22 protein-coding genes and 2 tRNA genes are annotated in these 25119 nt (G+C 73.6%); 18 read left to right on the top strand and 6 right to left on the bottom strand.

Features of this window, described 5'->3' with window-relative positions; translation table 11 throughout:
- Positions 1 to 59 precede the first annotated feature (59 nt).
- The 3 genes from KK617_RS09380 (at position 60) to ettA (ending at position 4097) form a co-directional block, all read left to right on the top strand.
- Positions 60 to 1694 carry a GTPase gene (locus tag KK617_RS09380; protein ID WP_277499694.1) on the top strand — a complete coding sequence of 545 codons (1635 nt, stop codon included), beginning with the start codon at positions 60 to 62 and terminating at the stop codon, positions 1692 to 1694.
- Between the two features lie 154 nt (positions 1695 to 1848).
- Entirely contained in the window at positions 1849 to 2319 is a 471-nt protein-coding gene (locus KK617_RS09375) for a single-stranded DNA-binding protein (RefSeq protein ID WP_277499692.1), read from the top strand.
- Between the two features lie 95 nt (positions 2320 to 2414).
- The gene (gene ettA / locus KK617_RS09370; protein WP_277499691.1) at positions 2415 to 4097 is read left to right on the top strand and encodes an energy-dependent translational throttle protein EttA; all 1683 of its coding nucleotides are present in this window, start codon (positions 2415 to 2417) and stop codon (positions 4095 to 4097) included.
- A 90-nt stretch (positions 4098 to 4187) separates the two neighbouring features.
- On the opposite strand, the gene KK617_RS09365 is transcribed toward ettA, so the two are convergent.
- The gene (locus KK617_RS09365) at positions 4188 to 4682 is read right to left on the bottom strand and encodes a MarR family transcriptional regulator (RefSeq protein WP_277499690.1); all 495 of its coding nucleotides are present in this window, start codon (positions 4680 to 4682) and stop codon (positions 4188 to 4190) included.
- A gap of 50 nt (positions 4683 to 4732) precedes the next feature.
- Between KK617_RS09365 and KK617_RS09360 the strand changes: the two genes are divergently transcribed.
- Together KK617_RS09360 and KK617_RS09355 are read left to right on the top strand one after the other, a co-directional pair.
- Positions 4733 to 5863 carry a crosslink repair DNA glycosylase YcaQ family protein gene (locus KK617_RS09360; protein WP_277499689.1) on the top strand — a complete coding sequence of 377 codons (1131 nt, stop codon included), beginning with the start codon at positions 4733 to 4735 and terminating at the stop codon, positions 5861 to 5863.
- Positions 5864 to 5879: 16 nt separating this feature from the next.
- Positions 5880 to 6800 (top strand): thioesterase family protein, encoded by a 921-nt coding sequence (locus KK617_RS09355; RefSeq protein WP_277499687.1) that lies wholly within the window; start codon positions 5880 to 5882, stop codon positions 6798 to 6800.
- 247 nt (positions 6801 to 7047) lie between these two features.
- On the opposite strand, the gene KK617_RS09350 is transcribed toward KK617_RS09355, so the two are convergent.
- The 3 genes from KK617_RS09350 to KK617_RS09340 form a co-directional block, all read right to left on the bottom strand.
- Positions 7048 to 8577: an HNH endonuclease signature motif containing protein gene (locus tag KK617_RS09350; RefSeq protein ID WP_277499685.1), complete on the bottom strand. Its 1530-nt coding sequence runs from the start codon at positions 8575 to 8577 to the stop codon at positions 7048 to 7050.
- Between the two features lie 420 nt (positions 8578 to 8997).
- Positions 8998 to 9381 carry a globin gene (locus KK617_RS09345; protein WP_277499683.1) on the bottom strand — a complete coding sequence of 128 codons (384 nt, stop codon included), beginning with the start codon at positions 9379 to 9381 and terminating at the stop codon, positions 8998 to 9000.
- Positions 9382 to 9415: 34 nt separating this feature from the next.
- Positions 9416 to 10387: a mechanosensitive ion channel family protein gene (locus tag KK617_RS09340; protein WP_277499675.1), complete on the bottom strand. Its 972-nt coding sequence runs from the start codon at positions 10385 to 10387 to the stop codon at positions 9416 to 9418.
- A gap of 46 nt (positions 10388 to 10433) precedes the next feature.
- Between KK617_RS09340 and KK617_RS09335 the strand changes: the two genes are divergently transcribed.
- Positions 10434 to 10820 (top strand): hypothetical protein, encoded by a 387-nt coding sequence (locus KK617_RS09335; protein WP_277499674.1) that lies wholly within the window; start codon positions 10434 to 10436, stop codon positions 10818 to 10820.
- The gene (locus tag KK617_RS09330; protein WP_277499673.1) at positions 10798 to 11238 is read left to right on the top strand and encodes a DUF5130 family protein; all 441 of its coding nucleotides are present in this window, start codon (positions 10798 to 10800) and stop codon (positions 11236 to 11238) included. The genes KK617_RS09335 and KK617_RS09330 overlap by 23 nt, the downstream gene beginning before the upstream one ends.
- Positions 11239 to 11332: 94 nt before the next feature.
- Here KK617_RS09330 and pepN read toward each other — a convergent pair whose 3' ends face one another.
- The gene (pepN, locus tag KK617_RS09325) at positions 11333 to 13912 is read right to left on the bottom strand and encodes an aminopeptidase N (RefSeq protein ID WP_277499672.1); all 2580 of its coding nucleotides are present in this window, start codon (positions 13910 to 13912) and stop codon (positions 11333 to 11335) included.
- 82 nt (positions 13913 to 13994) lie between these two features.
- Here pepN and KK617_RS09320 point away from each other — a divergent pair, with 82 nt between their 5' ends.
- Positions 13995 to 14633, top strand: a complete 639-nt coding sequence (locus KK617_RS09320) for a disulfide bond formation protein DsbA (protein ID WP_277499671.1) — start codon at positions 13995 to 13997, stop codon at positions 14631 to 14633.
- 51 nt (positions 14634 to 14684) lie between these two features.
- Here KK617_RS09320 and KK617_RS09315 read toward each other — a convergent pair whose 3' ends face one another.
- On the bottom strand, positions 14685 to 15359 hold the full coding sequence (locus KK617_RS09315) for a GPP34 family phosphoprotein (RefSeq protein ID WP_277499670.1): 675 nt from the start codon (positions 15357 to 15359) through the stop codon (positions 14685 to 14687).
- Here KK617_RS09315 and KK617_RS09310 point away from each other — a divergent pair.
- The 10 genes from KK617_RS09310 to KK617_RS09265 all read left to right on the top strand — a co-directional run.
- The gene (locus tag KK617_RS09310; protein WP_277499669.1) at positions 15349 to 16899 is read left to right on the top strand and encodes an N-acetylmuramoyl-L-alanine amidase; all 1551 of its coding nucleotides are present in this window, start codon (positions 15349 to 15351) and stop codon (positions 16897 to 16899) included. The two genes, KK617_RS09315 and KK617_RS09310, sit on opposite strands and share 11 nt — an antisense overlap.
- 62 nt (positions 16900 to 16961) lie before the next feature.
- Positions 16962 to 18773: a methionine--tRNA ligase gene (gene metG, locus KK617_RS09305; RefSeq protein ID WP_277499667.1), complete on the top strand. Its 1812-nt coding sequence runs from the start codon at positions 16962 to 16964 to the stop codon at positions 18771 to 18773.
- 27 nt (positions 18774 to 18800) lie between these two features.
- Positions 18801 to 19685, top strand: coding sequence for an alpha/beta hydrolase (locus KK617_RS09300; protein ID WP_277499666.1), 885 nt, complete (start codon positions 18801 to 18803; stop codon positions 19683 to 19685).
- A gap of 12 nt (positions 19686 to 19697) precedes the next feature.
- Positions 19698 to 20225, top strand: a complete 528-nt coding sequence (locus tag KK617_RS09295; RefSeq protein WP_277499665.1) for a ribose-5-phosphate isomerase — start codon at positions 19698 to 19700, stop codon at positions 20223 to 20225.
- 13 nt (positions 20226 to 20238) lie between these two features.
- On the top strand, positions 20239 to 21096 hold the full coding sequence (locus KK617_RS09290; RefSeq protein WP_277499664.1) for a DNA-formamidopyrimidine glycosylase family protein: 858 nt from the start codon (positions 20239 to 20241) through the stop codon (positions 21094 to 21096).
- Positions 21097 to 21201: 105 nt separating this feature from the next.
- Entirely contained in the window at positions 21202 to 22230 is a 1029-nt protein-coding gene (locus tag KK617_RS09285; RefSeq protein ID WP_277499663.1) for a PP2C family protein-serine/threonine phosphatase, read from the top strand.
- Between the two features lie 101 nt (positions 22231 to 22331).
- A tRNA-Gly gene (locus KK617_RS09280) sits at positions 22332 to 22405 on the top strand.
- A gap of 69 nt (positions 22406 to 22474) precedes the next feature.
- Positions 22475 to 22547, top strand: a tRNA-Pro gene (locus KK617_RS09275).
- A 48-nt stretch (positions 22548 to 22595) separates the two neighbouring features.
- Complete coding sequence (gene tig / locus KK617_RS09270) at positions 22596 to 24050, top strand: trigger factor (protein ID WP_277499662.1); 1455 nt, start codon at positions 22596 to 22598, stop codon at positions 24048 to 24050.
- A gap of 21 nt (positions 24051 to 24071) precedes the next feature.
- Positions 24072 to 25119 (top strand): serine/threonine-protein kinase (locus KK617_RS09265; protein ID WP_277499660.1); only part of this gene is annotated, 1048 nt, incomplete at its 3' end.

The raw sequence follows: 25119 nt of genomic DNA, 5'->3' as shown, positions 1-25119 counted from the left end.
TGCCCTAGGGTGGGCCCCGCCCGCCGCCGTACCTCGAGACCACCCGCCCGAGGGAGATCATGAGCTCGCCCCTTCCCCCCGCCACCTCCTCCGGCCCGTCGACGCCGGCCGCCGACCTCGGCGCCCGCGTGACGGCGCTCGAGGAGGCCGCCGCGACCGCGCGCGGCCGCCTCGACGACGACCTCGTCACGCACGTGGAGGAGGTCGCGGCCCGCGCCACGACCCGCATCCGGCTCTCGGCGGCGCACACGGTCGTCGGCATCGCCGGCGCGACCGGCTCGGGCAAGTCGTCGACGTTCAACCAGCTGACGGGCCTCGAGCTGTCGTCGGTCGGCGTGCGGCGCCCGACCACCTCCTGGGCCACGGCGTGCATCTGGGGCGCCGACGGCGCCGAGGAGCTGATGGAGTGGCTGGGCATCCCGCCGCGCCACCAGACGAGCCGCGACTCGATGCTCGACTCGAGCCGCGAGTCCGGCGACCTCGAGGGGGTCGTGCTCGTCGACCTGCCCGACCACGACTCGACCGAGGTCTCGCACCACCTCGAGGTCGAGCGCCTCGTCACCAAGACGGACCTGCTCATCTGGGTGCTGGACCCGCAGAAGTACGCGGACGCCGCCGTCCACGAGCGCTACTTCAAGCCGTACGTCGCGCAGCAGGACGTCATGCTCGTCGTCCTCAACCAGCTCGACGCGGTGCCGGAGGACCGGCGCGACGCGATGCTGGCCGACGTGCGCCAGCTGCTCGACGACGACGGGCTGACCCGCGTCCCCGTGCTGCCGATGAGCGCCCGCGAGGGTTGGGGCGTCGACGAGCTGCGCGCGGAGATCGTGGACCGCGTGGAGGCGAAGAAGGCGATGGTCGCGCGCATCGACGCCGACATCGTCGAGGCCGCCGAGAAGCTGTCCGTGGCGACCGGCGACGCCGCCGCCCCGGAGCTCTCCGGCGCGACGGTCGAGGAGATCCGGACCGCGGTGGCGACCGCCGCCGGGGTGCCTGCGCTCGTCGGGAGCGTCGAGACCGTGGTCACCGGCCGGGTACGCCGCGCCACCGCCTGGCCGCCCGTGGCCTGGTTCGGCCGCGACCCGCTGCGCCGCGTCGAGGTCGACCTCGGCGACGCCGCGGCGCTCCTGACGGGCGAGCGTGCCCCGGCGGCCGGCACCGTGCAGCGCTCCCGCGTGGAGATGGCCGCCCGTTCGCTGGGCGACCGGGTCTCCGACGGCCTCGTGCCCGCGTGGGCCGAGTCGGTGCAGCACGCGGCCACCGGGCAGGTCGACGAGCTGGTCACCGAGATCGACGGAGCCCTCGGGCGCAGCGACCTGCGCACCGGCTGGTTGCCCGGGTGGGCGCAGGCGGTGCGGGTGGCGCAGTGGCTCCTCCTCGCCGCGACCCTGGGCGGCCTGCTCTGGGGCGTGCTCGACCTCGTCGGGGCCGCCCCGTCGGCCGAGGTCGGTGGCCTGCCGGCCGGGTTCGCGCTCGCCGTCGTCGCGCTCGTGCTCTCGGTCGTGCTCGCCCTGGTCGGCCGCAGCGCCGCCCCGGGGGCGGGGCGACGGGCCGCCGAGGAGGCGGACGAGGCCCTGCGGGGCGCCAGCGACCAGGCGGTCGAGCGCCACGTGCTCACCCCGGTGCGTGGCGAGCTCGACGCCTACCGGCAGGTGCGCCAGAAGGTCGCCGCCGCGCAGCTGCGGCGCCGCTGACCGCGTCACCGCCTGCGCCACTTCCCGTCCCCAGGACGCCCCCCGCGTCCGCCCGTCCCCAGGCGCGCCGCCGCCCCCGCGCGTACGGCGGACCTGCGGTTGGCTCGACGCGTCGCCCGGCACGGGGCCGGGCGCGAGCGAGAGGGGAACACCCGTGAGCAGCACCTACATCACGGTCCAGGGCTGGGTCGGCAGCGACGTCAACCACTCCGTCTCCGCCGGCGGCACGCCGGTGGCCTCCTTCCGGCTGGGGTCCACGCCCCAGCGCCAGGCGCGCGACGGGTCGTGGCAGTCGGGGGAGACGGCGTGGTACACGGTGAAGGCCTGGCGCCACACCGCCGACCACGTGGCCGACTCCGTCCTGCGCGGCCAGCCGGTCGTCGTCACGGGCCGCCTCGTCGTCGAGACGTGGGAGCGGCAGGAGGGCGGCACGGCGACGCGCCACGTCATCGAGGCCACCGCGCTCGGTCACGACCTGACCAAGGGCACCGCGCGCTTCCACCGCTCGGGGCCCGTCCGCGAGCGTCCCGCGCCCGACGTCACGACGGGGGCGCAGTCGCAGGTCGAGCCGGTCGCCGAGCCGGCCACCGGGCCGACCACGGAGGCGAGCGAGCGCGCCGCGTGAGCGTCGCGTGAGCGCTGCGCCGCCGCGCCGGGGACGGGCGCGGGGTGGGGACACCGAGGCGCGCGCCGGGCGCCACCTCAACTAGGCTCGGCGTCATGGCCGACTTCATCTTCACCCTGCGCAACGTCCGCAAGGCCCACGGCGACAAGGTCGTGCTCGACAACGTGTCGCAGTCGTTCCTCAAGGGCGCCAAGATCGGCGTCGTCGGTCCCAACGGCGCGGGCAAGTCGACGCTGCTCAAGATCATGGCGGGCCTCGAGCACCCCAACAACGGCGACACCTTCCTCGACCCCGAGTCAACGGTCGGCATGCTCCAGCAGGAGCCGCCCCTGACGGAGGGCCGCACGGTCCTCGAGAACGTCGAGGAGGCCGTCGCCGAGATCAAGGGCAAGCTCGACCGCTACAACGAGATCGGCGAGCTCATGGGCGAGCCGGACGCCGACTTCGACGCCCTCATGGCCGAGATGGGCGACCTGCAGACCGACCTCGAGAACGCCGAGGCGTGGGATCTCGACAGCCGGCTCGACCAGGCGATGGACGCGCTGCGCTGCCCGCCGCCGGACGCCCTGGTGGACAACCTCTCCGGTGGTGAGCGCCGCCGCGTCGCGCTGTGCAAGCTGCTGCTGCAGGCGCCCGACCTGCTGCTGCTCGACGAGCCCACCAACCACCTCGACGCCGAGTCGGTGCAGTGGCTCGAGGGTCACCTGAAGAGCTACAAGGGCGCCGTCCTGGCGATCACCCACGACCGGTACTTCCTGGACAACGTCGCCGAGTGGATCGCCGAGGTCGACCGTGGCCGCATCCACGGGTACGAGGGCAACTACTCGACCTACCTGGAGACGAAGAAGGAGCGCCTCAAGATCGAGGGGCAGAAGGACGCGAAGCGCGCCAAGATGCTCGAGAAGGAGCTGGAGTGGGTCCGCTCCAACGCCAAGGCCCGCCAGACGAAGAGCAAGTCGCGACTGGCGCGCTACGAGGAGCTGGCGGCCGAGGCCGACCGCGCCCGCAAGATCGACACCTCCGACATCAACATCCCGCCGGGCCCGCGCCTCGGTGACATCGTGCTCGAGGCCAAGGGCCTCGAGAAGGGCTTCGAGGGCCGCACCCTCATCGACGACCTGTCCTTCACGCTGCCCCGCGCCGGCATCGTCGGCGTCATCGGCCCCAACGGCGTCGGCAAGACCACGCTGTTCCGCATGATCACGGGCAGCGAGGAGCCGGACGGCGGCGTCCTGACGGTCGGCCAGACCGTGAAGATCTCGTACGCCGACCAGAGCCGCGGCGGCATCGACCCCAACAAGAACGTCTGGGAGGTCGTGTCCGACGGGCTGGACTTCATCAAGGTCGCCAACTTCGAGATGAACTCGCGGGCCTACGTCGCGTCGTTCGGCTTCAAGGGTCCCGACCAGCAGAAGAAGGCCGGTGTCCTCTCCGGTGGTGAGCGCAACCGCCTCAACCTGGCGCTGACGCTGAAGATGGGCGGCAACATGCTGCTCCTCGACGAGCCGACCAACGACCTGGACGTCGAGACGCTGTCGGCGCTCGAGGACGCGCTCCTCGACTTCCCCGGCTGCGCCGTGGTCACCTCGCACGACCGGTGGTTCCTCGACCGCGTCGCGACCCACATCCTGGCCTGGGAGGGCGACGACGAGAACCCGGCGAAGTGGTTCTGGTTCGAGGGCAACTTCGCCTCCTACGAGGCCAACAAGATCGAGCGCCTCGGCGCCGAGGCCGCGCGTCCGCACCGCGTGACGCACCGCCGCCTCACGCGCGACTGACGCCGGGCGCCCGCAGGCGCGCGGCACGACACGACCCGAGGGGCCGTACGACGGGGAGCACCCGCCGTACGGCCCCTCGGTGCGTGCGGGTCAGCGGATCTCGAGGCCCGGGCGGGCGCCGATGAGGGCGTCGGCCACGGCGTCCATCACGCGGCCCAGGGCGGCGAAGTCGGCCGGGTCGACGATGTCGACGAGGTGGCGGCGCACGCCGCGCACGTGCACGTGGGAGGCGCGGCGCAGGACGTCCCAGCCGTGCTCGGTCATGACGCAGAGCACCCCGCGCCCGTCCTCGACGCAGGTGCTGCGGGTGACGAGGCCGGCCTTCTCCATCCGGGTGACGGTGTGGGTGATGCGGCTGCGGCTGTGGCGCACGGCGTCGGCGAGGAGCGCCATCCGCATCGAGGCATCGGGGGTCTCCGAGAGGCGCACGAGGATCTCGTACTCGGTCAACGACAGGGAGAACTCCGAGCGCAGCTCCTCGTCGAGCTGGTCCATCAGCAGGGTCGTCCCGATGAGGAGGGCCCGCCAGGACCGCTGCTCGTCGGGTTCGAGCCAGCGCGTCTCGTCCGCGAGCTCCTCCGTCACGCCCCCGATCCTACGAGGCGGCGCGCGGAGGTCGTGCTAGACAGCATCGTGTGGGTGGCGCTCTCCGTCTCGACCGGTCGCAGGTGCTGGCGTTCCGGGCGCGGGCCCACGGGCTGACCGGCGACCGGGGCGCGGAGCGCGTGCTGGACCTGGGGGTGCAGGACACGGGGCCGTCCGGGGCGCGGTGGTCGCTCGCGCTGCGGGGCGCCGACCCCGGGCCGGACCTCGACCCGGCGGCGCTGGCGCTGGTGTGGGCCGCGCGCGGGGCGCCCCTGGTGGTGCGTCGCGCGGACCTGGCGGGCGTCGCGGCGGCGATGGCGCCGTACTCGGAGGCCGACGCGGCGAAGCGCGTGTTCGACGCAGCCCGGCCGTTGCGGGCGGCGGGGGTGCCGGTGATCGAGGCCCTCGCGGTGCTGGCCGGGCACGTCCGGGACATCGTCACGGGCCCGACGACCAAGGGCGAGCTGTCGACCGAGCTCACGCGGCGCCTGCCGGCGCCGTACCTGCGGGAGTGCCGCCCGTGCGCCGCCGTCCACGTGTTCGAGCAGCCGTTCCGGCTCGCCGCGCTGCCCGCCGGCCTCGAGATCGAGCCCGGTACCTCGCCGCCGGTGCTGCGGCCCGTCCCCCGCTGGAGCGGCCCGTCCACCGTCGTGCCGCCGCGGCTCGACGCGCTGGGGGCGCAGCTGGCCGTCAACGGGCCGCTGTCCGTCGCCCAGCTGGCGGGGCACCTCGATGCGGCGCAGGCCGACGTGCGCCGGCGGGTGGCGGAGCTGGTCGCCGGGGGTGACGCCGTCGAGGTGGTCGTCGACGGCGACCCGGGGCGGGGGCCGCGCTACCTCCTCGCCGCCGACGTCGCGGCGGCGCAGGTCGCGCCCGCTCCGCGCGGGCTGCACCTGCTCGACCCGTTCGACCCGCTGCTGCAGACCCGCGACCGGGAGCTCGTGGTGCCGGACGAGGCGCAGCGCAAGGACCTGTGGCGCACCCTCGGGCGGCCGGGCGCGGTGTGGCGCGACGGCGAGGTCGTCGGCACGTGGCGACCGCGGTCGTCGGGACGCCGCCTCCGTCTCGTCCTGCAGTCGTGGCGCGGCGCGGACCTCACCACCGACCCCGCCGTGCGCGCGGGCGCCGAGCGGTTGGCCGGCGCGCGGGGCCAGGAGCTCGCCGAGCTGCTGCCCGCCTGACGGGCCGGGCGACGGGGTGACCGGCGTCACGGACGCGGTCGCGCGCCTGGGCGCGGGCTCTGGCAGCATCACGGAGGTGCGCCACCTCTACGTGTGCCCGCTGCGGTGGGCCGACCTCGACATGCTCGGGCACGTCAACAACGTGATCTACGTGGACTACCTCCAGGAGGCCCGCGTCGACATGCTCCGCACGCACAACCCCGACCCGCGGGCCGACGCGTTGGCCGAGGGCGTCGTCGTCGCGACCAACCGGGTGACCTACCTGCGGCCGCTGACCCTGCGCGAGAGCGTGGCGGTGGAGGTGTGGGTCACGGACATCCGAGCCGCTTCGTTCACGCTGGCCTACGAGGTGTTCGACACCGACGAGAACGGCGACCGGATCGTCTACCTCCGGGCGACGTCCCTGCTGACGCCCTTCGTCTTCGCGGAGGAGCGCCCGCGCCGCCTGACCGAGGCCGAGCGCACGGCCCTCGCCCGCTTCCTCGAGCCCGGCGAGCCCCAGCAGCGCCTGGCGCTGCCGCCCTCCCAGCTCGACCCGTCGGGGCACTGGGCGGTGCCCGTGCGGTTCTCCGACGTCGACGTCTACGGCCACGTCAACAACGTGAAGTACTTCGAGTACTTCCAGGAGGCCCGCATCGTCGTCTTCGACCGCCTGTTCTCCGGGCTGCGCGACGACCACGGCATCAACGTCGTCGTCGCCCAGATGGACGTCGAGTACAAGCGCCCGATCCTCTTCCGCCCCGAGCCCTACGACGCGTGGAGCTGGATCTCGCGCGTGGGCACGTCCTCCTACGACGTGTCCGCCGAGGTCCGCGACGGCGACACCCTGCTGTCCCGCTCCCGCTGCACGCTGGTCGCGTTCGACGCGAAGACCCAGCGCGCCGCCTCCCCGCCCCCCGAGTTCCGCCAGGTGCTGCTCGACAACCTCCGCGCCTGACGCCCGCGCGTTCCGCTGGTCGAGGCGGCGGCGCTTCCCGGTGGTCGAGGTGGCCGCGCTTCCCTGTGGTCGAGGTGGGTGCGCTGGCACCCCTCGAAACCACGCCTGGACACGCCGGTGGCCGTGCGGGTACGGCGGTGGTGGCGTCTGGTGGTTGAGGTGGCCGCCCCGGCGGCCCTCGAAACCACGCCCGGGCGTGCCGGTGGCCCCGCCAGGTCCTGCTGGGTGGCGGGTCGGCGCTAGCGGGTTAGTTCAGGGGTGTGGTGCCGGTGGAGTCGACGGCGTAGCGGAGCCCGTGCGGGCTGGTCCAGATGTAGGTGCCGAGCGAGTCGCGTTGGTAGCGCCATCGTCGATCGGGTGGCATGCCGCGCGGTGGGTCGTCGGGACCGTCGGATGGGCCTGGTGGGCTGGCTCCGGTCGGTGATGGGTGTGTCTTGACGCGGTGCTCGCCTCGGCACAGTGGCGCAAGATTGCTGGTCGACGTCTGCCCGGCACCGGGTGCCGCTTCCCACCGGTAGGGCTCGGTGTGGTCGAGGTCGAGCCCGCGTGCTGGTCGCCCGCAATAGGGGAACGCGCAGGTGGCCCGGTCGAGGCGCACCCGCTCGGCGATGCGGTCGGGGACCTCGTAGGCGTCGACCGCCACGTGCTCGTTCAGGTCGATGACGGGCTTGACGGTGATCGTCGTGCCCGGGGTCCGGCACCAGTCGCGGACCTGGTCGGCGGCGATGAGGGCGCGGGTGTTCTCAAGGCGGGCGAGGTCGATGCCGGTGTGGCCGGTCGCGGTGTCGATGCTGGGCCCTGCCTCTAGCCCGTCGGCGGAGCGGTGGGCGGCGAGGGCGGCGTCGGAGAGGTGGACGTAGAGGACGACCTGCCGCGGGGGCTTACTCGTTGCGGCTGCGTTCCCGCAGGCGCCGTCACCGTCGTGGGTCACGCCGTACAGGTCGAGCGCGGTCTGGCGGCGGGCCAGCTCGCCGAGGGCCATGGAGCGGCGGACGTCGAGGTCGGCGTCGCAGCCAGCAGCGGCGAGGTCGGCCGCCACTCGTTGCACGGCGTTGTCCAGGTCGAGGGCGTCGGCGAGGTCGAGGGTGCCGTGGACGGGGACGACCCCGGTCCAGGGTGCTGCTGCGTCGACGGGGCTGGTCTCGATGGTGAAGTAGCGGCCGGCGTCGGCGTCGGCGCGGTCGAGCTCGGCGTTCTCGGGGTCGAACCGGGCGACGGCCTCGGCGACCAGGCGCTCGACGGTGGGCATGGTGGCGCGGTGCGCGAGGGGGGCGAGGTTCCGGTCGACGAAGTCGGCCGCCTCGGCGGTCAATGTCCGGGTGAGGGCGGCGATCTTCCTCGCGCGCCACACGGGCACCGAGCGTCGCTGCGTCGAGGCGTCGGCGCCTGCGAGGACAAGTGACCAGAGGCGGGGGAGGCGGTGGCGCAATTCGATGGCGTCACCGATCAGCGGGCGGCCGGAACTGACGGATCGGCCGAGGGCTGCGGAGATCTCGTACAGGCAGAACTCAGAGACCAGCGGCGCGCCCGGGCCGCCGAGCTCGAGGAACCGGTCGCCGCCAGGAATCGCATCGGGGTTCTCGGACCACAGACCGAGCGGGCCGAGTGGGTCGGCAACGGTGCCGTCGGTGTGGGCTTCGGCCCAGTCGGCGACCGCGACGAACGCAGCTACGTCGGCTGCGCGTTGGGCGGCGGCGGCCTCGCGGGCGGTCGCGAGCAGCGCCGTCGTGTCGACGGCCGGTGGGGCCTCGACGACCGCGGTGCTCGGGTGGTTCATACGGACAACGCTAGGGGTGGCCACCGACAGTCTTGCCCCGGTGGACGGGGACTGGGGAAAGTCGGAAGTAGAGACTCGAGAGCGTCGCGAGGCGGCCGGCCGACGGACGTTCGTCGGGTGGTTTCGAGGGCCGCTGGGGCGGCCACCTCAACCACCGCACCCCAGCGTGCGGCCACCTCGACATCGTGGTTTCGAGGGCCGCTGGCGCGGCCACCTCAACCACCGAACCGAGGGCCGCTGGGGCGGCCACCTCAATGACCGCACCCCAGCGCGCGGCCACCTCGACATCGTGGTTTGGAGGGGCGCTGGCGCGGCCACCTCGACCACCGGACGCGGGGCGCCGGCGCGCCCACGCCGACGGACGGCGTACCCCGCCCGTCTCGACCGCCGCAGCGACGTCAGGCGCCGCCGCGCCCGGGCTCAGGGCGCGACGTCCTCCATCTTGTTCACCATGAACTGCGCCGCGTGGGTCACGTAGCCCCAGAACTTCTCGTCCTGCTCCGGCGTGAGGTCGGCGGCGTCGAGCCCGGCGCGGAAGTGCACGAGCCAGCGCTCGGCGGCCGCGGGGGTCACGGCGAACGGGGCGTGGCGCATGCGCAGGCGGGGGTGGCCCCGGCCGTCGGAGTACGTCGTGGGGCCGCCCCAGTACTGCACGAGGAACTGCCGGAAGCGTTCCTCGGCGGGCCCGAGGTCCTCGTCGGGGTACATGGGGCGCAGCAGGGGGTCCTGCGCCACGCCCTCGTAGAAGCGGTGCACGATCGTCGTGATCGTGGCCTCGCCACCGATCTCGTCGTAGAAGGTCATCGTGTCCATCCTGCCCGAGGGGCGGTCGTCGGGCTCACGGGAGCGGCGTGCCGGTGAGGCCGGCCGCGTCGAGGCGGACCTTGATCCGCTCGCGCAGCACGCGGGAGACCCGCCACTGCTCGAGCGGGGCGGTCTTGACGGTCATGCGGACGGTCAGGAGGTCGTGGGTCAGCTCCTGCACGCCCCACACCTCCGGCTCCTCGATGAGGACGCCGCGGAAGTCGTCGTCCTCCCACAGGTCGTGGCCGGTGGCCCGGAGCACGTCGATGAGCTGGTGGACGTCGGTGGCGTAGGGGAGGGCGACGTCGATGATGGCGCGCGCCCAGTTCTGCGACTTGTTGCCGACGCGCAGGATCTCGCCGTTGCGGACGTACCAGACGGTGCCGTCCGTGTCCCGCAGCCGCGTGATGCGCAGGCCGACGGCCTCGACGGTGCCGGAGACGGTGCCGACGTCGACCACGTCGCCCACCCCGAGCTGGTCCTCGAAGATCATGAAGACGCCGGTGAGGAAGTCCTTCACCAGGTTCTGCGCGCCGAAGCCGAGCGCGACGCCCACGACGCCGGCGCTGGCGATCAGCGGCGCGACGTCGAAGCCCAGCTCCGAGAGCGACATGATCACGACGATCGTGCCGATGATGGCGCTGACGATGCTCTTCAGCAGGGACCCCGTCGTCCGGGTGCGCTGCGCGCGGCGCGAGGTGGCGATGGGGCTGCTCTCGCTCGCCCCGGTGGTGCGGTCGCCCTTGCTGAGCCGCCCCAGGCCGGTGGGCAGCACACCCGACGCGGCGCGCGTCACCATGCGGTCGATGGCCCGGTGCGCGAGCCAGCGCGCCACCCACGCGACGAGGAAGATGCCGCCGAGCGCGAGGATCGCGCCCACGATCGCGCTGGTCACGTCCGCCACGACCTCGTTCTCGGTCAGCCGCCAGGTCAGGCGGCACGACATCGTCTGGTCGGGGGCGCACTGCGACACGTCTTCGACCAGGGGGAGCGGGACGGAGAACATGGTGCCCAGTATCCGTGGGGCGCTCCCCACCGATATCCTCGGGTGCGTGACTGCGCACCCTGAGCCCCGCCCCGCTCGACGTACCTCCCGAGGCACCGTCCGTCGCGTCGCCGTGCTCGCAGCGGCGCCGGCGCTGGCCGTCCTCGCCGCCGGGCCCGCCCACGCCGACGTGCCGCTGGGCTGGGACCCCGCGCAGGAGTCGGTGGACCCGCTCCACGTGCTCTGGCTGCTCGTCGGGATCCCGCTCGGCCTCATCCTGCTCATCGCGGCGGCGGTCTACCTGCCCGCCATCGCCCGCGGCAAGGACGTGCGCCCCGGCGCCGCCCACGCCGTCGAGGCGGAGTGGTTCGGCGGCCCCCGCCGCGCCCCCGAGGAGCTGGCCGCGCCCGACACCGAGGAGTCGCAGGCGGGTGGCGCAAGTGGCCGGTGGTGAGGTCTTCTCCAAGCACGACCGCCAGCAGGTCGACGCGACGATCCGCGCGGCCGAGCAGCTGTGCCGGTTCGAGTTCTCGGTCTACGTCGGCCACGTCAACGGTGACCCGCGCTCGTTCGCCACGCAGCTGCACAACTCGCTCGTCGTGCCGCCCAAGAGCATCCTCATCCTGGTCGACCCGACGGAGCGCGTGCTCGAGATCGTGACCGGCGGCAAGGTGCGCGCTGCCGTCGACGACACCGTGGTGCTGCGCACCGTTGCGGTCATGCAGTCCGCGTTCGCCGACGGCGACATCGTGGGCGGCATCAACCGGGGCATCACCCAGCTCGCCGAGGCCGCCAAGGCCGGCCGCGCGGCCGCCGCGGGTGACCCCGCGAAGGGCGCCGAGCCCGACCTGGACAGCCCCGACCGGCTCTGAGCATCCGGTCCGCACCGCTGCAGAGGTACGACGCGCCCCGTGGGTCCGACCCACGGGGCGCGTCGCGTTCCGGCACCGTCCGGTGCCGCCCGGCTCAGCCGGCCGCGACCGCCTGGCCGTCCCGAGCCTGGGCCTCGAGGGCCCGCGCCATGTCGGAGCGGCCCTCCGCGACGTACCGCTTGGCCGCGGGGTTCGCGCCCGACGACGCCAGCCACTCGTCGACCCGCGCCAGCGTCTCGGGCGAGACGAGCGGGAGCGGGAACATCCCGACGAGCACGGTCGAGGCGCGCTGGACGCCCTTGGACTCCCAGATGTGCTCGGCGGTGGCGAGGTAGCGCTCGAGGTACGGCGCCAGCACGTCCGCCTGGTCGGAGCGGCAGAACGCGTAGGCCACCTGCCGCTGCGTCTCGTTCGCCACGTCGTCGCGCTCGACGGCGTCGCGCCACGCGGCGGCCTTGGCCTCCTCGGTCGGCCGGGCGGCTCGGGCGGCGGCCGCCCGCTCCTGGCCCGAGATGGTGGAGTCGCGCTCGAGCTCGGCCGCGATCTCGGCCTCGTCGACGCGGCCCGATGCTGCCAGCGAGGTGAGCAGCGCCCAGCGCAGGTCCGTGTCGACCACGAGGCCCTCGACGGTCGTGCTGCCGTCGAGCAGGGCCGCCACGAGGTCGAGGGCCGCGTCGGAGTGCGCCGCACCCGCGAACGCCCGGGCGAACGCCAGCTGGCGGTCCGAGCCGGCCTCCGCCGACTCCAGCAGCCCGCGCAGGCCCTCCTCCCAGCGCGCCTTCACGGCCGGGCGGTGGGACGGGTCCGTGTAGTACGCGACCGTCGTGCCGGCGTACGTCGGGAGCCGGCCGACCGCGGTCATGTCGGTCTCCGTCGCCAGGCCGCGCAGGACGAGCTCGACGAAGTCGCTGCCCGCCATCTCGGCGTCGCGCGTCATGTCCCAGGTCGCGCCCCACAGCAGCGCCCGCACGAGGGTGTCGTCGATCGTGTCGACGTGCGCCACCGTGGTCGCCAGCGACACCTCGTCGAGGCGGATCTTGGCGTAGGTCAGGTCGCCGTCGTTGAGCAGCAGCAGGTCGGGGCGCCGGGCGCCGACAAGCGCGGCCACCTCGGTCTCCTCGCCGTGCACGTCGATCTCGACGTACCCCCCGACGCCGTCGTCCGCCGCGCGGCGCACGAGCCGGCCGTCGACCAGGTCGTAGAGGCCGATGCCGAGGCGGTGGCGGCGCAGCGTGGGGTACTCCGCCGCGGCGCTCTGGCGCACGGAGAAGGCCGTGATGGTGCCGTCCTCACCGGAGGTCACGACCGGCGTCAGCGTGTTGACGCCCGAGGTCTGCAGCCACTCCTGCGCCCAGCTGCCGAGCTCGCGGCCCGACTCGCGCTCCAGGGCGGCGAGCAGGTCGGCGAAGGTCGAGTTCCCGAACGCGTGCGCCTTGAAGTAGGCGCGCAGCCCCGCCAGGAAGCCGTCGATGCCGACCCACGCGACGAGCTGCTTGAGCGTCGAGGCGCCCTTGGCGTAGGTGATGCCGTCGAAGTTGACCTCGACGGCCTCGAGGTCGTGGTTGTCGGCCGCGATGGGGTGGGTCGAGGGCAGCTGGTCCTGGCGGTAGGCCCAGTTCTTGCGGGCGTTGGTGAAGCCGGTCCACGCCTCGGTGTAGCGGGTGGCCTCGACGAGCGCCCAGTGGCTCGCCCACTCCGCGAACGACTCGTTGAGCCAGAGGTCGTCCCACCACTTCATGGTCACGAGGTCGCCGAACCACATGTGCGCCATCTCGTGCAGCACCGTGTTGGCGCGCTGCTCGTAGAACGCGTGGGTCTGGCGCGAGCGCGGCAGGTACTCGTCGCGGAAGGTCACGCAGCCCGCGTTCTCCATCGCGCCCATGTTGTACTCCGGCACGAACAGCTGGTCGTACTTCCCGAACGGGTAGGGGAAGTCGAACTTCTCCTCGAAGAACGCGAAGCCCTGCCGCGTCAGCTCGAAGAGCTCGTCGGCGTCGAGGTAGGGCCGCACCGAGGTGCGGCAGAACAGGCCGAGATCGATCTCGCCGTGGCTGCCGGCGTACGTGTCGCGCACCTCGACGTACTCACCCGCGACGAGCGCGGTGATGTAGGTGGACATCCGCTCGGTGGGCGGGAAGGCCCACGTCGCGGCGCCGTCGCCGGCCGGCTGGGGCTCGGGCGTCACGGCGTTCGAGACGACCTTCCACCCCTCGGGCGCGCGCACGGTGAACGTGAAGACCGTCTTGAGGTCGGGCTGCTCGAACGTCGTGTAGACGCGGCGCGCGTCCGGCACCTCGAACTGGCTGTAGAGGTAGACCCGCCCGTCCGCCGGGTCGACGAAGCGGTGCAGGCCCTCGCCGGTGCGGCTGTAGGGCAGGCGCGCGGTGACGCGCAGCTCGTTGGTCTCCCGCAGCCCGGCGAGCTCGATGCGGCTGTCGCGGTAGACGGCCGCCGGGTCCAGCTCGCCCCCGTTGAGGGTGATGGAGAGGTCGCTCGCGCCCACGAGGTCGGCGAACGTCGTCACCCCCGGGGTGGTGCTGGAGAAGCGCAGCACGGTGGTGCTGGCGAACGTCTCCTCACCGACGGTCAGGTCGAGCTCGACGCTCGCGGACTCCACGGACAGCAGCGCCGCGCGGGTGGCGGCCTCGTCACGGGTCAGGTTGGTTCCGGGCATGGGCCGATCCTTCCACCGACCCGGGTACGGCGGGAGGCGGGCACGCGGGAATGCCGGGGGCCGCGGCCGGGTTGCCGCAGGCATGACCACCGACGCCGCTGCAGCCGTGCCCACCGCCGACAGGTCCCGCGCGGACTTCTGGTTCGACCCGCTCTGCCCCTTCGCCTGGATCACCTCGCGCTGGATCCTCGAGGTGGAGAAGGTGCGCGACATCGAGGTGACCTGGAACGTGATGAGCCTGTCCTACCTGAACGAGGACAAGGACATCCCGGACGACTACCGCGAGATGCTCTCGACCGGCTGGGGCCCGGTGCGCGTCTGCATCGCCGCCGAGCAGGCCCACGGCAAGGAGGCGCTGCTGCCGCTCTACACCGCACTGGGCAACCGCCGGCACCTCGACGAGCGGGACTTCACCCGCGAGGTGATCGAGGAGGCGCTCGAGGAGGCCGGTCTGCCGCGCGAGCTGGCCGACGCCGCCGACTCGACCGAGTACGACGAGGCCCTCAAGGCGTCGCACCACGCCGGGATGGACCAGGTCGGCATGGAGGTCGGCACGCCGGTCATCGCGATCGACGGCACGGCGTTCTTCGGGCCCGTGCTGACGAAGATCCCGCGCGGCGAGGACGCTGGCAAGCTGTGGGACGCCTCGGTGACCGTCGCGTCGTTCCCGTACTTCTTCGAGCTCAAGCGCACCCGCACCGGGGACCTGGACTTCAGCTGAGCCCGCGGGGTGGCGGGTTCCCCGGTGCACCGGGGAACCCGCCACTCGCGTTCAACTCGTCGTGGTGGTGATGACGGGCACGATGGTCGCGGTCCAGATCGCGACGTACATCGCCTGGACGGCGGAGCCGACGGCCTCGGAGGCCAGCTCGCCCTCGGCGACGGCCTTCGCGCGGCGCTTCACCTCGGCGGCCGAGACGCCCTCGCGGTCGACCACCCGGTGCACCACACCGATGGCGTGGAGCAGGCCGATGAGCGCCGCGGCGCGGGGCGCGGCGGGGCGCTCGTGGACCAGCGTCGCCTCCAGCTCGTCGCGCACCTGCTCCTCGTGCGCCGAGTCGACCGCCGGCCAGGTGGTGCGCCGGAACAGGCCCAGCACGCGGCCCTCCTCCCGGCGCAGGACGCCGCGCTCGGCGAGCCGGTCGAGCAGCGTGGCCCGCAGGCCCTTCGCGAGCGGGTGCAGCAGCCCCTGGGCGTCGCGCGGCTTCTCCGCGACGCGCTCCAGCGCGGTGGCGAGCACCGGGTCGTCGGTGTGCGCGCCGCGTACGGCGAGCACGTGCGGCTTCGCGCCCCAGCGCCGCTCCTCGCCCAGCTCGACGAGCCCCTCCGCGGCCAGCTCCGCGAGCACCGCCCCGGCGAGCGCCTGGTCGAGGAAGGACTGCTGCAGCAGGGTGCCGTCCTCGTCGTCGAGCAGGAGCAGCAGGAGGTCCTCCGCGATGAGCGCCATGCGCCCCATCGAAGCGCGCCCCGACGGCCGGTTCAACGGCCACCTCACGGAATCATCCGCGCTCGTCGGCGCCGTGGTCCACGATGGTGCGATGGTCTCGGACAACCACGAGGGTCCCGCGCGACCCACCCCCTCCCGCCGCTCCCTCCTCGTCGGCGCCGGTCTCGGCGCCGGCGCCGCCACGGTGTCGACCACCGCCCTGTCGGTCGGTGCCCCCGCCGCGGCAGCCGCCGCCGGTCCCACCCGGGCGCGCCTGGCGACGACCGCGTCCGGCGGGGTGCGCCGCGCGACCGTGCCCCTGGCCCTCGCCGGCCGTGGCGCGCCCCGCTCGACCACGGTCACGGCCGACCGCTTCGCCCTCGTCGCGCTGACCTGGGCCACGGGCTCCCCGGCGCTGTCGCTGCGCGTGCGTGGTCTCGACGGCACCTGGCAGGGGTGGCAGGCGGTCGGCCACCTCCAGGACGGCCCCAGCCCCGACAGCGAGGAGGGGCGGGCCGCCCGCCGCACCCGGGCGAGCGACCTCGTGTGGGTCGGCGACGCCGACGCGGTCGAGGTGGCCGCCGACGGCCCGGTCACGGGGCTGGCGGTCGAGCTCCTGGACGCCGACGCCCAGGCGGTGCCGGCGCGACGCGCGGAGCGCACCGCGCCCATGTCGTTCGTCTACTCCCGCGCCGACTGGGGCGCCGACGAGTCCCTGCGGGACGGCTCGCTGCGCTACTGCGACCGGCTCGAGCAGGTGCACGTGCACCACACGGCGGGCGCGAACGCGTACGGCGCGGAGGACGTGCCGCGCATCATCCGGGCGATGTACGCGTACCACACGCAGACCCTGGGCTGGTCCGACATCGGCTACAACCTGCTCGTCGACAAGTTCGGCCGGGCCTTCGAGGGCCGGGCCGGCGGCGTCAAGCGCCTCGTCCGGGGCGCCCACACCCTCGGGTTCAACGCCACCTCCTGCGGCATCGCCCTCATCGGCAACCACGAGGGCGCACGGCCGAGCGCGGCCGCGATCACGCAGCTGACGTCGCTCGCGGCGTACAAGCTGGACCAGGCCGGCCTCAGCCCGCTCGACAAGCGGGACGTGGTCTCCGAGGGCAGCGACAAGTACCCGTCGGGCACGACGGCGTACCTGCACGTGATGGACGGTCACCGCGACACCAACGACACGGCGTGCCCGGGCCGGTACGTGTACGCGTCGATGGACGCCATCCGCCGCCAGACGCAGGACCGCATCGACGCCGCCCGCGTGCAGGACACCCGCACCTACGTGCGCCTCGACGCGCCGACGACGCTGCGCGGCGGCGTGAACCGGGTGCGGTTCGCGGTCTCGAACACGGACGGCACGCCGGCGGCGGGCCGCGTCCGGGTCGCGGTCGACGGAGTGCGGGTGCAGGACGCGACGCTCGTCGACGGCTACGGCACGCTGGGGCTGACCGTGAAGCCGGGCGTCGGCACCCACACGGTCCAGGTCACCTACTTCGGCACCGCGACCAGTCGGCCCTCGTCCGGCCGTGCCGCCTGGGTCGTGCAGCAGCGCTGACGTGGCACGGCCCCGCCGCCTCGTTGCGGCGCGCGGGGACCGGGGCTCCTAGGATCGCCCCCATGACTCATGTGCTGTCCGCCGTCGCCTGGCCGTACGCCAACGGCCCGCGCCACATCGGCCACGTGGCCGGTTTCGGCGTGCCCTCCGACGTGTTCAGCCGGTACATGCGCATGGCGGGCCACGACGTCCTCATGGTGTCGGGCTCCGACGAGCACGGCACCCCGATCCTCATCGCCGCGGACGAGGCCGGCGTCAGCGCCCAGGAGCTCGCCGACCGCAACCACCGCCTCATCGTCGAGGACCTCGCTGCGCTCGGCATCTCCTACGACCTCTACACCCGCACCACGACGCGCAACCACTACGCGGTGGTGCAGGAGCTCTTCACGGGCGTCCACGAGAACGGCTACTTCGTCGAGCGCACGACGTACGGCGCCATCTCGCCGTCCACGGGCCGCACGCTGCCCGACCGCTACATCGAGGGCACCTGCCCCATCTGCGGGTACGACGGCGCCCGCGGCGACCAGTGCGACAACTGCGGCAACCAGCTCGACCCGGCGGACCTGAAGGACCCCGTGTCGCGCATCAACGGCGAGACGCCCGAGTTCGTCGAGACGCAGCACTTCTTCCTCGACCTGCCGGCGCTGGCCGAGGCCCTGGGGGAGTGGCTCGACGAGCGCGAGGCCTCCGGCACGTGGCGCCCCAACGTCATCCGGTTCTCGAAGAACATCCTCGGGGAGATCCGGCCCCGTGCGATGACGCGCGACATCGACTGGGGCATCCCGGTGCCGCTCGACGGCTGGCGCGACAACCCGACGAAGAAGCTCTACGTCTGGTTCGACGCCGTCGTCGGCTACCTCTCCGCGTCCATCGAGTGGGCCCGCCGTACGGGCGACCCCGACGCGTGGCGCGCGTGGTGGAACCCCGCCCCCGAGGGCGGCGAGGACGCGCTCGGCTACTACTTCATGGGCAAGGACAACATCACGTTCCACAGCCAGATCTGGCCCGCCGAGCTGCTCGCGTACGCGGGCAAGGGCGACAAGGGCGGCAGCCCGGGGGAGTACGGCGAGCTGGCGCTGCCCACCGAGGTCGTGTCCAGCGAGTTCCTCACGATGGAGGGCCGCAAGTTCTCCTCGTCGAAGAAGGTCGTCATCTACGTGCGCGACCTCCTCGAGCGCTACCAGCCCGACGCGTTCCGCTACTTCGTCGCCGCGGCCGGGCCGGAGAACCAGGACAGCGACTTCACCTGGGCCGAGTTCGTGCGCCGCACCAACGACGAGCTCGTCGCCGGATGGGGCAACCTGGTCAACCGCACGGCGACGCTGGTGGCCAAGAACTTCGGCGCGATCCCGCCCGCGGGCCCGCTCGAGGAGGGCGACGCCGCGCTCCTGGACCTGGTCGAGCAGACCTTCACGACCGTCGGCGACCTGCTGGCCCGCCACCGCCAGAAGGCCGCGATCGGCGAGGCCATGAAGGCGGTGGGCGAGGTGAACAAGTACGTCACCGACACCGCGCCGTGGACCCTCAAGGGCGACGACCAGCGCGAGCGTCTCGGCACCGTGCTGCACGTGCTCACCCAGTGCGTGGCCGACCTCAACACGGTGCTGTCGCCGTTCCTGCCGTTCTCGGCGAACGCGGTGGACCGCGTGTTCGGCGGCGCCGGCGACGTCCAGCCGATGCCGCGCATCGAGGAGGTCGACGACCTCGACGACCCGTCGCGGTCCTACCCCACGATCACGGGTGAGTACGCCGCGGCGCGGCCGTGGCGGCGTACCCCGGTCGAGGTGGGCCGGCCGGTCGCCAAGCCCACGCCGGTCTTCACGAAGCTCGACCCGGCCGTCGTCGACGAGGAGCTCGCCCGCCTGGACTCCTGAAGCCGAGGGGGGACCTAGGCTGGCGCCATGCTGTTCCCGCAGGCGCGGCGCGCCCTCGAGTCCTCGGCCGACGAGCAGAAGGTCACCGACCCCGACTTCGACGTGGCGGCGGCCCGGGCCGCCGACCGCGAGGCGGCCCTCGCGCAGCCGCGGGAGGACGTCGCCGAGGTCCGCGACGTCGACGCCGACGGGGTCGGGTGCCGGCTCTACCGCCCGGCCGACGCGCGTCCGGGCGTCGTCGTCCACCTCCACGGGGGCGGCTTCGTGCTCAACGACGTCGAGGTGCACGACGCCGCCGTGCGGATGTTCGCCAACCGCGCGGGCGTCGCGGTGCTGAGCGTCGACTACCGCCGCCCGCCCGAGCACCGGTTCCCGGCCGCGCCCGACGACGTCGACACGGTGCTGGCCTGGCTCGACGCCCACGCCGAGGAGGAGGGACTCGCCGGTCCGACCTCGGTCCACGGCGACAGCGCCGGCGGCAACCTCGCGCTCGTGGCCGCCCTGCGCCACCCCGGCCGTTTCGCTGCCCTGGTGCTGATCTACCCGTTCCTCGACCCGCAGGGCGGGTTCGGGTCGTTCACCACCGAGAACCACGGCTTCGACCCCCGCGAGGCGGCCTGGTACTGGGAGCAGTACGCCGCCACCCCCGCCGACCTCGAGCACCCCGACCTGGCGCCGCTGCGCTCCGACCGCCTGGGCACCCTCCCGGCGACGCTCGTCGTCACCGCCGAGCACGACCCCCTGCGCGACGAGGGCGAGCACCTCGCCGCCCGGCTCGCGGAAGAGGGGGTGCAGGTGGTCGGCACCCGCTACCTCGGCCAGCTGCACGGCTTCTGGCGCCACACCGCGACGTACGACGCGGCGGAGCCGCTCATGTGGCAGGTCGCGGGCTTCCTGCGCCAGCACGCCTGAGAGGATCGGCGCATGCGCGTTCACCTCGGTTCCGACCACGCCGGCCTCGAGCTCAAGGACCACCTGCTGAACTGGCTGGCCGACAGCGGCTACGAGGCCGTCGACCACGGCCCCTTCGTCTTCGACGCCGTCGACGACTACCCCGTCTTCTGCCTGCGGGCGGCGGAGGGCGTCGCCGCCGACCAGGCCGAGGGCCTGGACAGCCTGGGCGTCGTCATCGGCGGCTCCGGCAACGGCGAGCAGATGGCCGCCAACAAGGTCATCGGCGTCCGGGCCGCCCTCGTGTGGTCGGAGGCGACCGCCGTCCTGGCCCGCGAGCACAACGACGCCAACGTGATCTCCGTCGGCGGGCGCCAGCACACGCTGGAGGAGATGACCCGCTTCGTCGAGGTCTTCCTCACCACCCCCTTCAGCGACGACGAGCGCCACGTGCGCCGCATCGCCCAGCTGGGCGACTACGAGGTCACCCGCGACCTCCCGCCGCTGCCGGCCTCGGCCCTCCCCGGGTACGACGCGGGCAGCGCCGACACCGCCTCCTGAGCGGGCCGCGCGCGTGCCCGAGGGCCACACCCTCCACCGGCTGGCCCACGACCTCGGTGACGCGTTCGCGGGCCGGGTCGTGCGGGTCTCCAGCCCCCAGGGCCGGTTCGCCACCGAGGCGGCCCTGCTCGACGGCGCCGTGCTCGAGGGGGCGCAGGCGTGGGGCAAGCACCTGTTCCTCGACCTCGGTGCGGACCGGTTCGTCCACGTGCACCTCGGTCTCTACGGCACGTTCGTGCTCGGGGCCACCGCGGTCGACGACGCGGTGCCGGCCCCGGTGGGGCAGGTGCGCCTGCGGCTGGTGGCCGCCCGCGACGACGGCGGCGCCGCCTGGGCCGACCTGCGCGGGGCCACCGCCTGCGAGCTGGTGACGGGCGCGGGCGTGCGGGCCGTGGCGGACCGCCTCGGCCCCGACCCGCTGCGCGACGACGCCGACCCCGACCGGGGCTGGGCCCGGATCGGGCGGAGCCGTGCCCCGCTGGCCGCCCTCCTGATGGACCAGACGGTGCTCGCGGGGGTCGGCAACGTCTACCGCGCCGAGGTGCTGTTCCGGCACCGGCTCGATCCCTACCGCCCGGGGGAGAGCCTGCGGCGCCGGCGGTACGACGAGCTGTGGGCCGACCTGGTGGACCTCATGCACGACGGCGTCCGCACGGGCCGCATCGACACCGTGCGGCCCGAGCACACCCCGGAGGCGATGGGCCGGGAGCCGCGCGTCGACGACCACGGGGGCGAGGTCTACGTCTACCGGCGCGACGGCCTGCCCTGCCTGGTGTGCGGCTCGCCCGTGCGTCGGGCCGAGCTCGCCCAGCGCAACCTGTTCTGGTGCGGTCGGTGCCAACGGCGCCACGTCCCCCGGGGCGTACAGTGACGGAGGAATCCGACGTGGGAGGGCACGATGACCGCTCTGCACGCGTCGTCTCGGACGGAAGGTAGGGGCCGCCCCCGGCGCCCCCGGGGCCTCGTGCTCCGGGACGTGCGCCGTTCCGCCGTCGCCCACCGGGCGCTCGGCGCGCTGGTGGTGACGACGACCGTCGTCGGCTGCCTCGTCGCGCTGTGGCCGGACACCGTCCCCCTCAACACCCTGACCGTGCCCATGGTCGCCTCGACGCTGTTCCTGCGCCCGCGACAGCTGGCGGGCTACATCGTCTTCGCGATGGTCGTGCTGGGGCTGGCCCTGACCCAGCAGACGGCCTTCACGCCGAAGCTGTGGGCGTCGGTCGCGGTCTACACGACGATCGGGCTGCTCGTGCTCGTCACCTCGCTGCGCCGGGTGCGGCTCGGTCTGGGCGGCGCGGAGGGCGAGGCGATGCTGGTCGACCTGCGCGACCGCATCCAGGCGCAGGGCCGGCTGCCCGAGCTGCCCGAGGGGTGGGCGGCCGACCGGGTGGTGCGCACGGCCGACGGCACGGCCTTCAGCGGCGACTTCTTCTGCTTCTCCGAGACGGCCTGCGGGGGCCGGCTCGACGCCGTGCTCGTCGACGTGTCGGGCAAGGGGGTGAAGGCCGGAACCCGGGCGCTGCAGCTCTCCAGCGCGCTCAACGGTCTCGTCGCCGCGGTGCCGCCGGCCGAGCTGGTCCCGGCCGCCAACGAGTTCCTGCTGCGCCAGGGCTGGAACGAGGGGTTCGCGACCGCGGTGCACCTGTCGGTGGACCTGCGCAGCGGCGACGTGGAGGCCTACACCGCCGGGCACCCGCCGGCGCTGGTGATCCGCCGTTGCGGCGAGGTCCAGCGCGTCGAGCTGTCCGGCCCGCTGCTGGGTGTCGTCCCCGGCGCCGACTACCCGCCCGCCCGCCTGCGGCTCGACGTCGGCGACGCGGTCGTGCTCTACACCGACGGCCTGGTCGAGGACGGCGGCACGGACATCGACGACGGCATCGCGCTCCTCAGCGAGCACCTGCTGCGCCACGCCCCCGCGGGGCTGGCCGGGCTGGGGCACCGGGTGCTGGCCGACCTGGGTCCGGGGGCCGACGACTGCGCGCTCCTCGTGCTCCGGCGCACCTGAGCCCGCGCGGCACCTGGGTTGGGGCGCCCCGGGCGGCGTGTGGCACCATGACGTCCGCGTGTCCGCGCCCGGGCGAGTGGTCCGGGCGCTGCGGCGCGCAGGCGGATGTAGCTCAATGGTAGAGCCCCAGTCTTCCAAACTGGCTACGCGGGTTCGATTCCCGTCATCCGCTCCAAGTGTGGTCGACGACAGCCTGTCGCCGCAGGTCAGACGCCTGCGACCGGGGCGTCGGAGGCCCTCTTGGCGGGGCGTAGCGTAGTGGCTAGCGCGCCTGCTTTGGGAGCAGGAGATCGCAGGTTCGAGTCCTGTCGCCCCGACTGATCCGAACCCTGCAGCAGCATGTCGACCGACGAGGAGAACCACCTGTGAAGAGCACCGTCGAGTCCTTGAGCCCGACCCGGGCCAAGCTCACCGTCGAGGTGCCCTTCGACGAGCTCAAGCCGAGCCTCGACGAGGCCTACAAGACGATCGCCCAGCAGATCAACGTGCCCGGCTTCCGCCGCGGCAAGGTGCCGGCGGCGGTCATCGACCGCCAGGTCGGCCGCGGGGCGGTCCTCGACCAGGCCATCAACGAGGCCCTGCCGAAGGTGTACGTCGAGGCGCTGCGCGAGAACTCGCTGGAGCCGCTGGCCCAGCCCGACATCGAGGTCACCCGCCTGGAGGACCGTGAGCTCCTCGAGTTCACGGCCGAGGTCGACGTCAAGCCCGAGATCACGGTCCCCGAGTACGAGGGCATCGAGGCGTCCGTCGAGGACCTCGAGGTCACCGACGAGGACGTCGAGGAGCAGGTGCAGAACCTGCGCGAGCGCTTCGGCACCCTCATCGACGTCGAGCGCCCGGCCGCCGACGGCGACTTCGTCACCATCGACCTGGTGGCCACCAAGGACGGCGAGGTCGTCCCGGGTGCCGAGGTCGCCGGCATGTCCTACAAGGTCGGCCGCGGCGGGATGCTCGAGGGCCTCGACGAGGCCATCGAGGGTCTCTCGGCCGGCGAGTCGAAGGACTTCACGTCGCAGCTCGTCGGGGGCGACCTCGTGGGCGAGGACGTCGAGGTGAAGGTCACGGTCACCGCCGTGCAGGAGCAGGAGCTGCCCGAGCTGGACGACGAGTTCGCCCAGATGGCCTCCGAGTTCGACACCGTCGACGAGCTCGTCGCCGACGTGCGCGAGCGCCTCACCCGCGGCAAGCGTCTCGAGCAGGCCGCGGCCGCCCGCGACGCCGTCCTGGAGGCCCTGCTCGACAAGGTCTCGATCCCGCTGCCCGAGACCCTCGTCGCCGACGAGCTCAACTCGCGCCGCGAGGGCGTCGAGCAGCAGCTCGCGATGGCCGGCATCACGATGGAGAAGTACCTCGAGGACGAGGGGCAGACCATCGAGGAGTTCGAGGCCGACCTCGAGCGCCGCGTGCGGGACGCCGTCGCCGCCCAGTTCCTCCTCGACGAGGTGGCCAAGGCGGAGGAGCTCGGCGTCGAGCAGCAGGACCTCAGCCAGCACATCGTGCGTCGCGCCCAGCAGTCCGGCCAGGACCCGCAGGAGTTCGCGAACCACATGTTCGAGCACAACCACATCCCCGAGCTCGTGCAGGAGATCCTGCGCGGCAAGGCGCTCGCGGCGATCGTGGAGTCGGCCGTCGTCACCGACGCGTCCGGCAACCCGGTCGAGCTGAAGAACCTGCTGCCCGACGGCACCATCGGCGAGCCGCAGCCCGAGGGCGACGACGACACCGAGGCCGACGCCGCCGAGGTCGCCGAGGGTGACGACGCCGGGTCCGCCGACGAGACGGCCGACGAGGCCGCCGAGGGCGACGCGGCGAAGAGCTGATGCCCCACCGGGTGTGACGCGATGACCGGGGAGGAGCGCACGGACGGCGCCTGGCGCCCTCCGGCCTCCCCGGCACGTCCGCCCACGGCGGAGCCCGAGGACGTCCCGGGCTACGTCGAGCTGACCGAGGTCGGCCGCGGTGGCGACTCCGTCGTCTACCGCGGCCGCCAGGTCTCGCCCCACCGGGTCGTCGCCATCAAGGTGCTCGGCACCGACGACCCCACCCGCGCGGCCCGCTTCCGCCGCGAGGTCGAGATCACCATCGAGCTCGGGCGGCAGCACCCCAACATCGTCAACCTGCTCGACGTGGGTACGACGGGGGCCGGCCGCCCCTACCTCGTCATGGACTTCGTCGAGGCCGGCACCGTCCACGACCGGCTCCGCGCCCACGGTCCGCTCCCGGTCCACGAGGTCGTCGAGCTCGGCTACGTGCTGGCCGACGCCCTCGCGTTCGCCCACGAGCGCGGCGTGCTCCACCGCGACGTGAAGCCGCAGAACGTCCTCGTCCTGCCCACCTCCTGGGTGCTCGCCGACTTCGGCATCGCCCGCATGGCGGGCTCCGAGCACACGTCCTCGGTCGAGACCTTCACCTACCGGCACGCGGCGCCGCAGGTGCTCGACGGCCTGAAGCCGTCCCGGGCCGACGACCTCTGGTCGCTGGGCTCGACGCTCTTCACCCTCCTCGACGGGCGGCCCCCGTTCGCCAGCGACGACCCCGACGAGGACTCCGCGCTGGCCTACATCCGCCGCGCCCGCACCGAGCCCCACCGCACCCTCGAGGTGCCCGGGGCCGAGCGCCTCGCCGGTATCATCGACCGGTGCCTGGCCAAGCCCACCGAGGAGCGCTGGGCCACCGCGGGCGAGCTGCGCGACGCGCTCGGCGCGCTGCGCACGTCCGCCTGGCTCCCGTCCTCCGAGCCGGCCGTTCCCGCCGTACCGGTCGCGCCCGCCGAGCCCGCCCAGCCGGCCCAGGCGGCCCAGGCAGCCCAGCCCGCGCAGCCGGGGCCCGCCGTACCGGTCGAGGAGCACCCGGTCGAGCAGCCCCGCCCGGCGCCGACGGCGCCGCGGC

Source organism: Nocardioides sp. ChNu-99 (assembly GCF_029493445.1).
In the GTDB taxonomy this organism is placed as follows: domain Bacteria; phylum Actinomycetota; class Actinomycetes; order Propionibacteriales; family Nocardioidaceae; genus Nocardioides.
The sequence above is the reverse complement of the archived record's forward strand: the minus strand, read 5'-3'. Positions and strand labels throughout refer to the sequence as shown.

Coding starts and splice junctions, on each gene's coding strand:
- KK617_RS09380 (WP_277499694.1), top strand. CDS start 60: ATGAGCTCGCCCCTTCCCCCCGCCACCTCCTCCGGCCCGTCGACGCCG.
- ettA (WP_277499691.1), top strand. CDS start 2,415: ATGGCCGACTTCATCTTCACCCTGCGCAACGTCCGCAAGGCCCACGGC.
- KK617_RS09350 (WP_277499685.1), bottom strand. CDS start 8,577: ATGAACCACCCGAGCACCGCGGTCGTCGAGGCCCCACCGGCCGTCGAC.
- KK617_RS09345 (WP_277499683.1), bottom strand. CDS start 9,381: ATGACCTTCTACGACGAGATCGGTGGCGAGGCCACGATCACGACGATC.
- KK617_RS09340 (WP_277499675.1), bottom strand. CDS start 10,387: ATGTTCTCCGTCCCGCTCCCCCTGGTCGAAGACGTGTCGCAGTGCGCC.
- pepN (WP_277499672.1), bottom strand. CDS start 13,912: ATGCCCGGAACCAACCTGACCCGTGACGAGGCCGCCACCCGCGCGGCG.
- KK617_RS09320 (WP_277499671.1), top strand. CDS start 13,995: ATGACCACCGACGCCGCTGCAGCCGTGCCCACCGCCGACAGGTCCCGC.
- KK617_RS09310 (WP_277499669.1), top strand. CDS start 15,349: ATGAGCGCCATGCGCCCCATCGAAGCGCGCCCCGACGGCCGGTTCAAC.
- KK617_RS09315 (WP_277499670.1), bottom strand. CDS start 15,359: ATGGCGCTCATCGCGGAGGACCTCCTGCTGCTCCTGCTCGACGACGAG.
- metG (WP_277499667.1), top strand. CDS start 16,962: ATGACTCATGTGCTGTCCGCCGTCGCCTGGCCGTACGCCAACGGCCCG.
- KK617_RS09300 (WP_277499666.1), top strand. CDS start 18,801: ATGCTGTTCCCGCAGGCGCGGCGCGCCCTCGAGTCCTCGGCCGACGAG.
- KK617_RS09295 (WP_277499665.1), top strand. CDS start 19,698: ATGCGCGTTCACCTCGGTTCCGACCACGCCGGCCTCGAGCTCAAGGAC.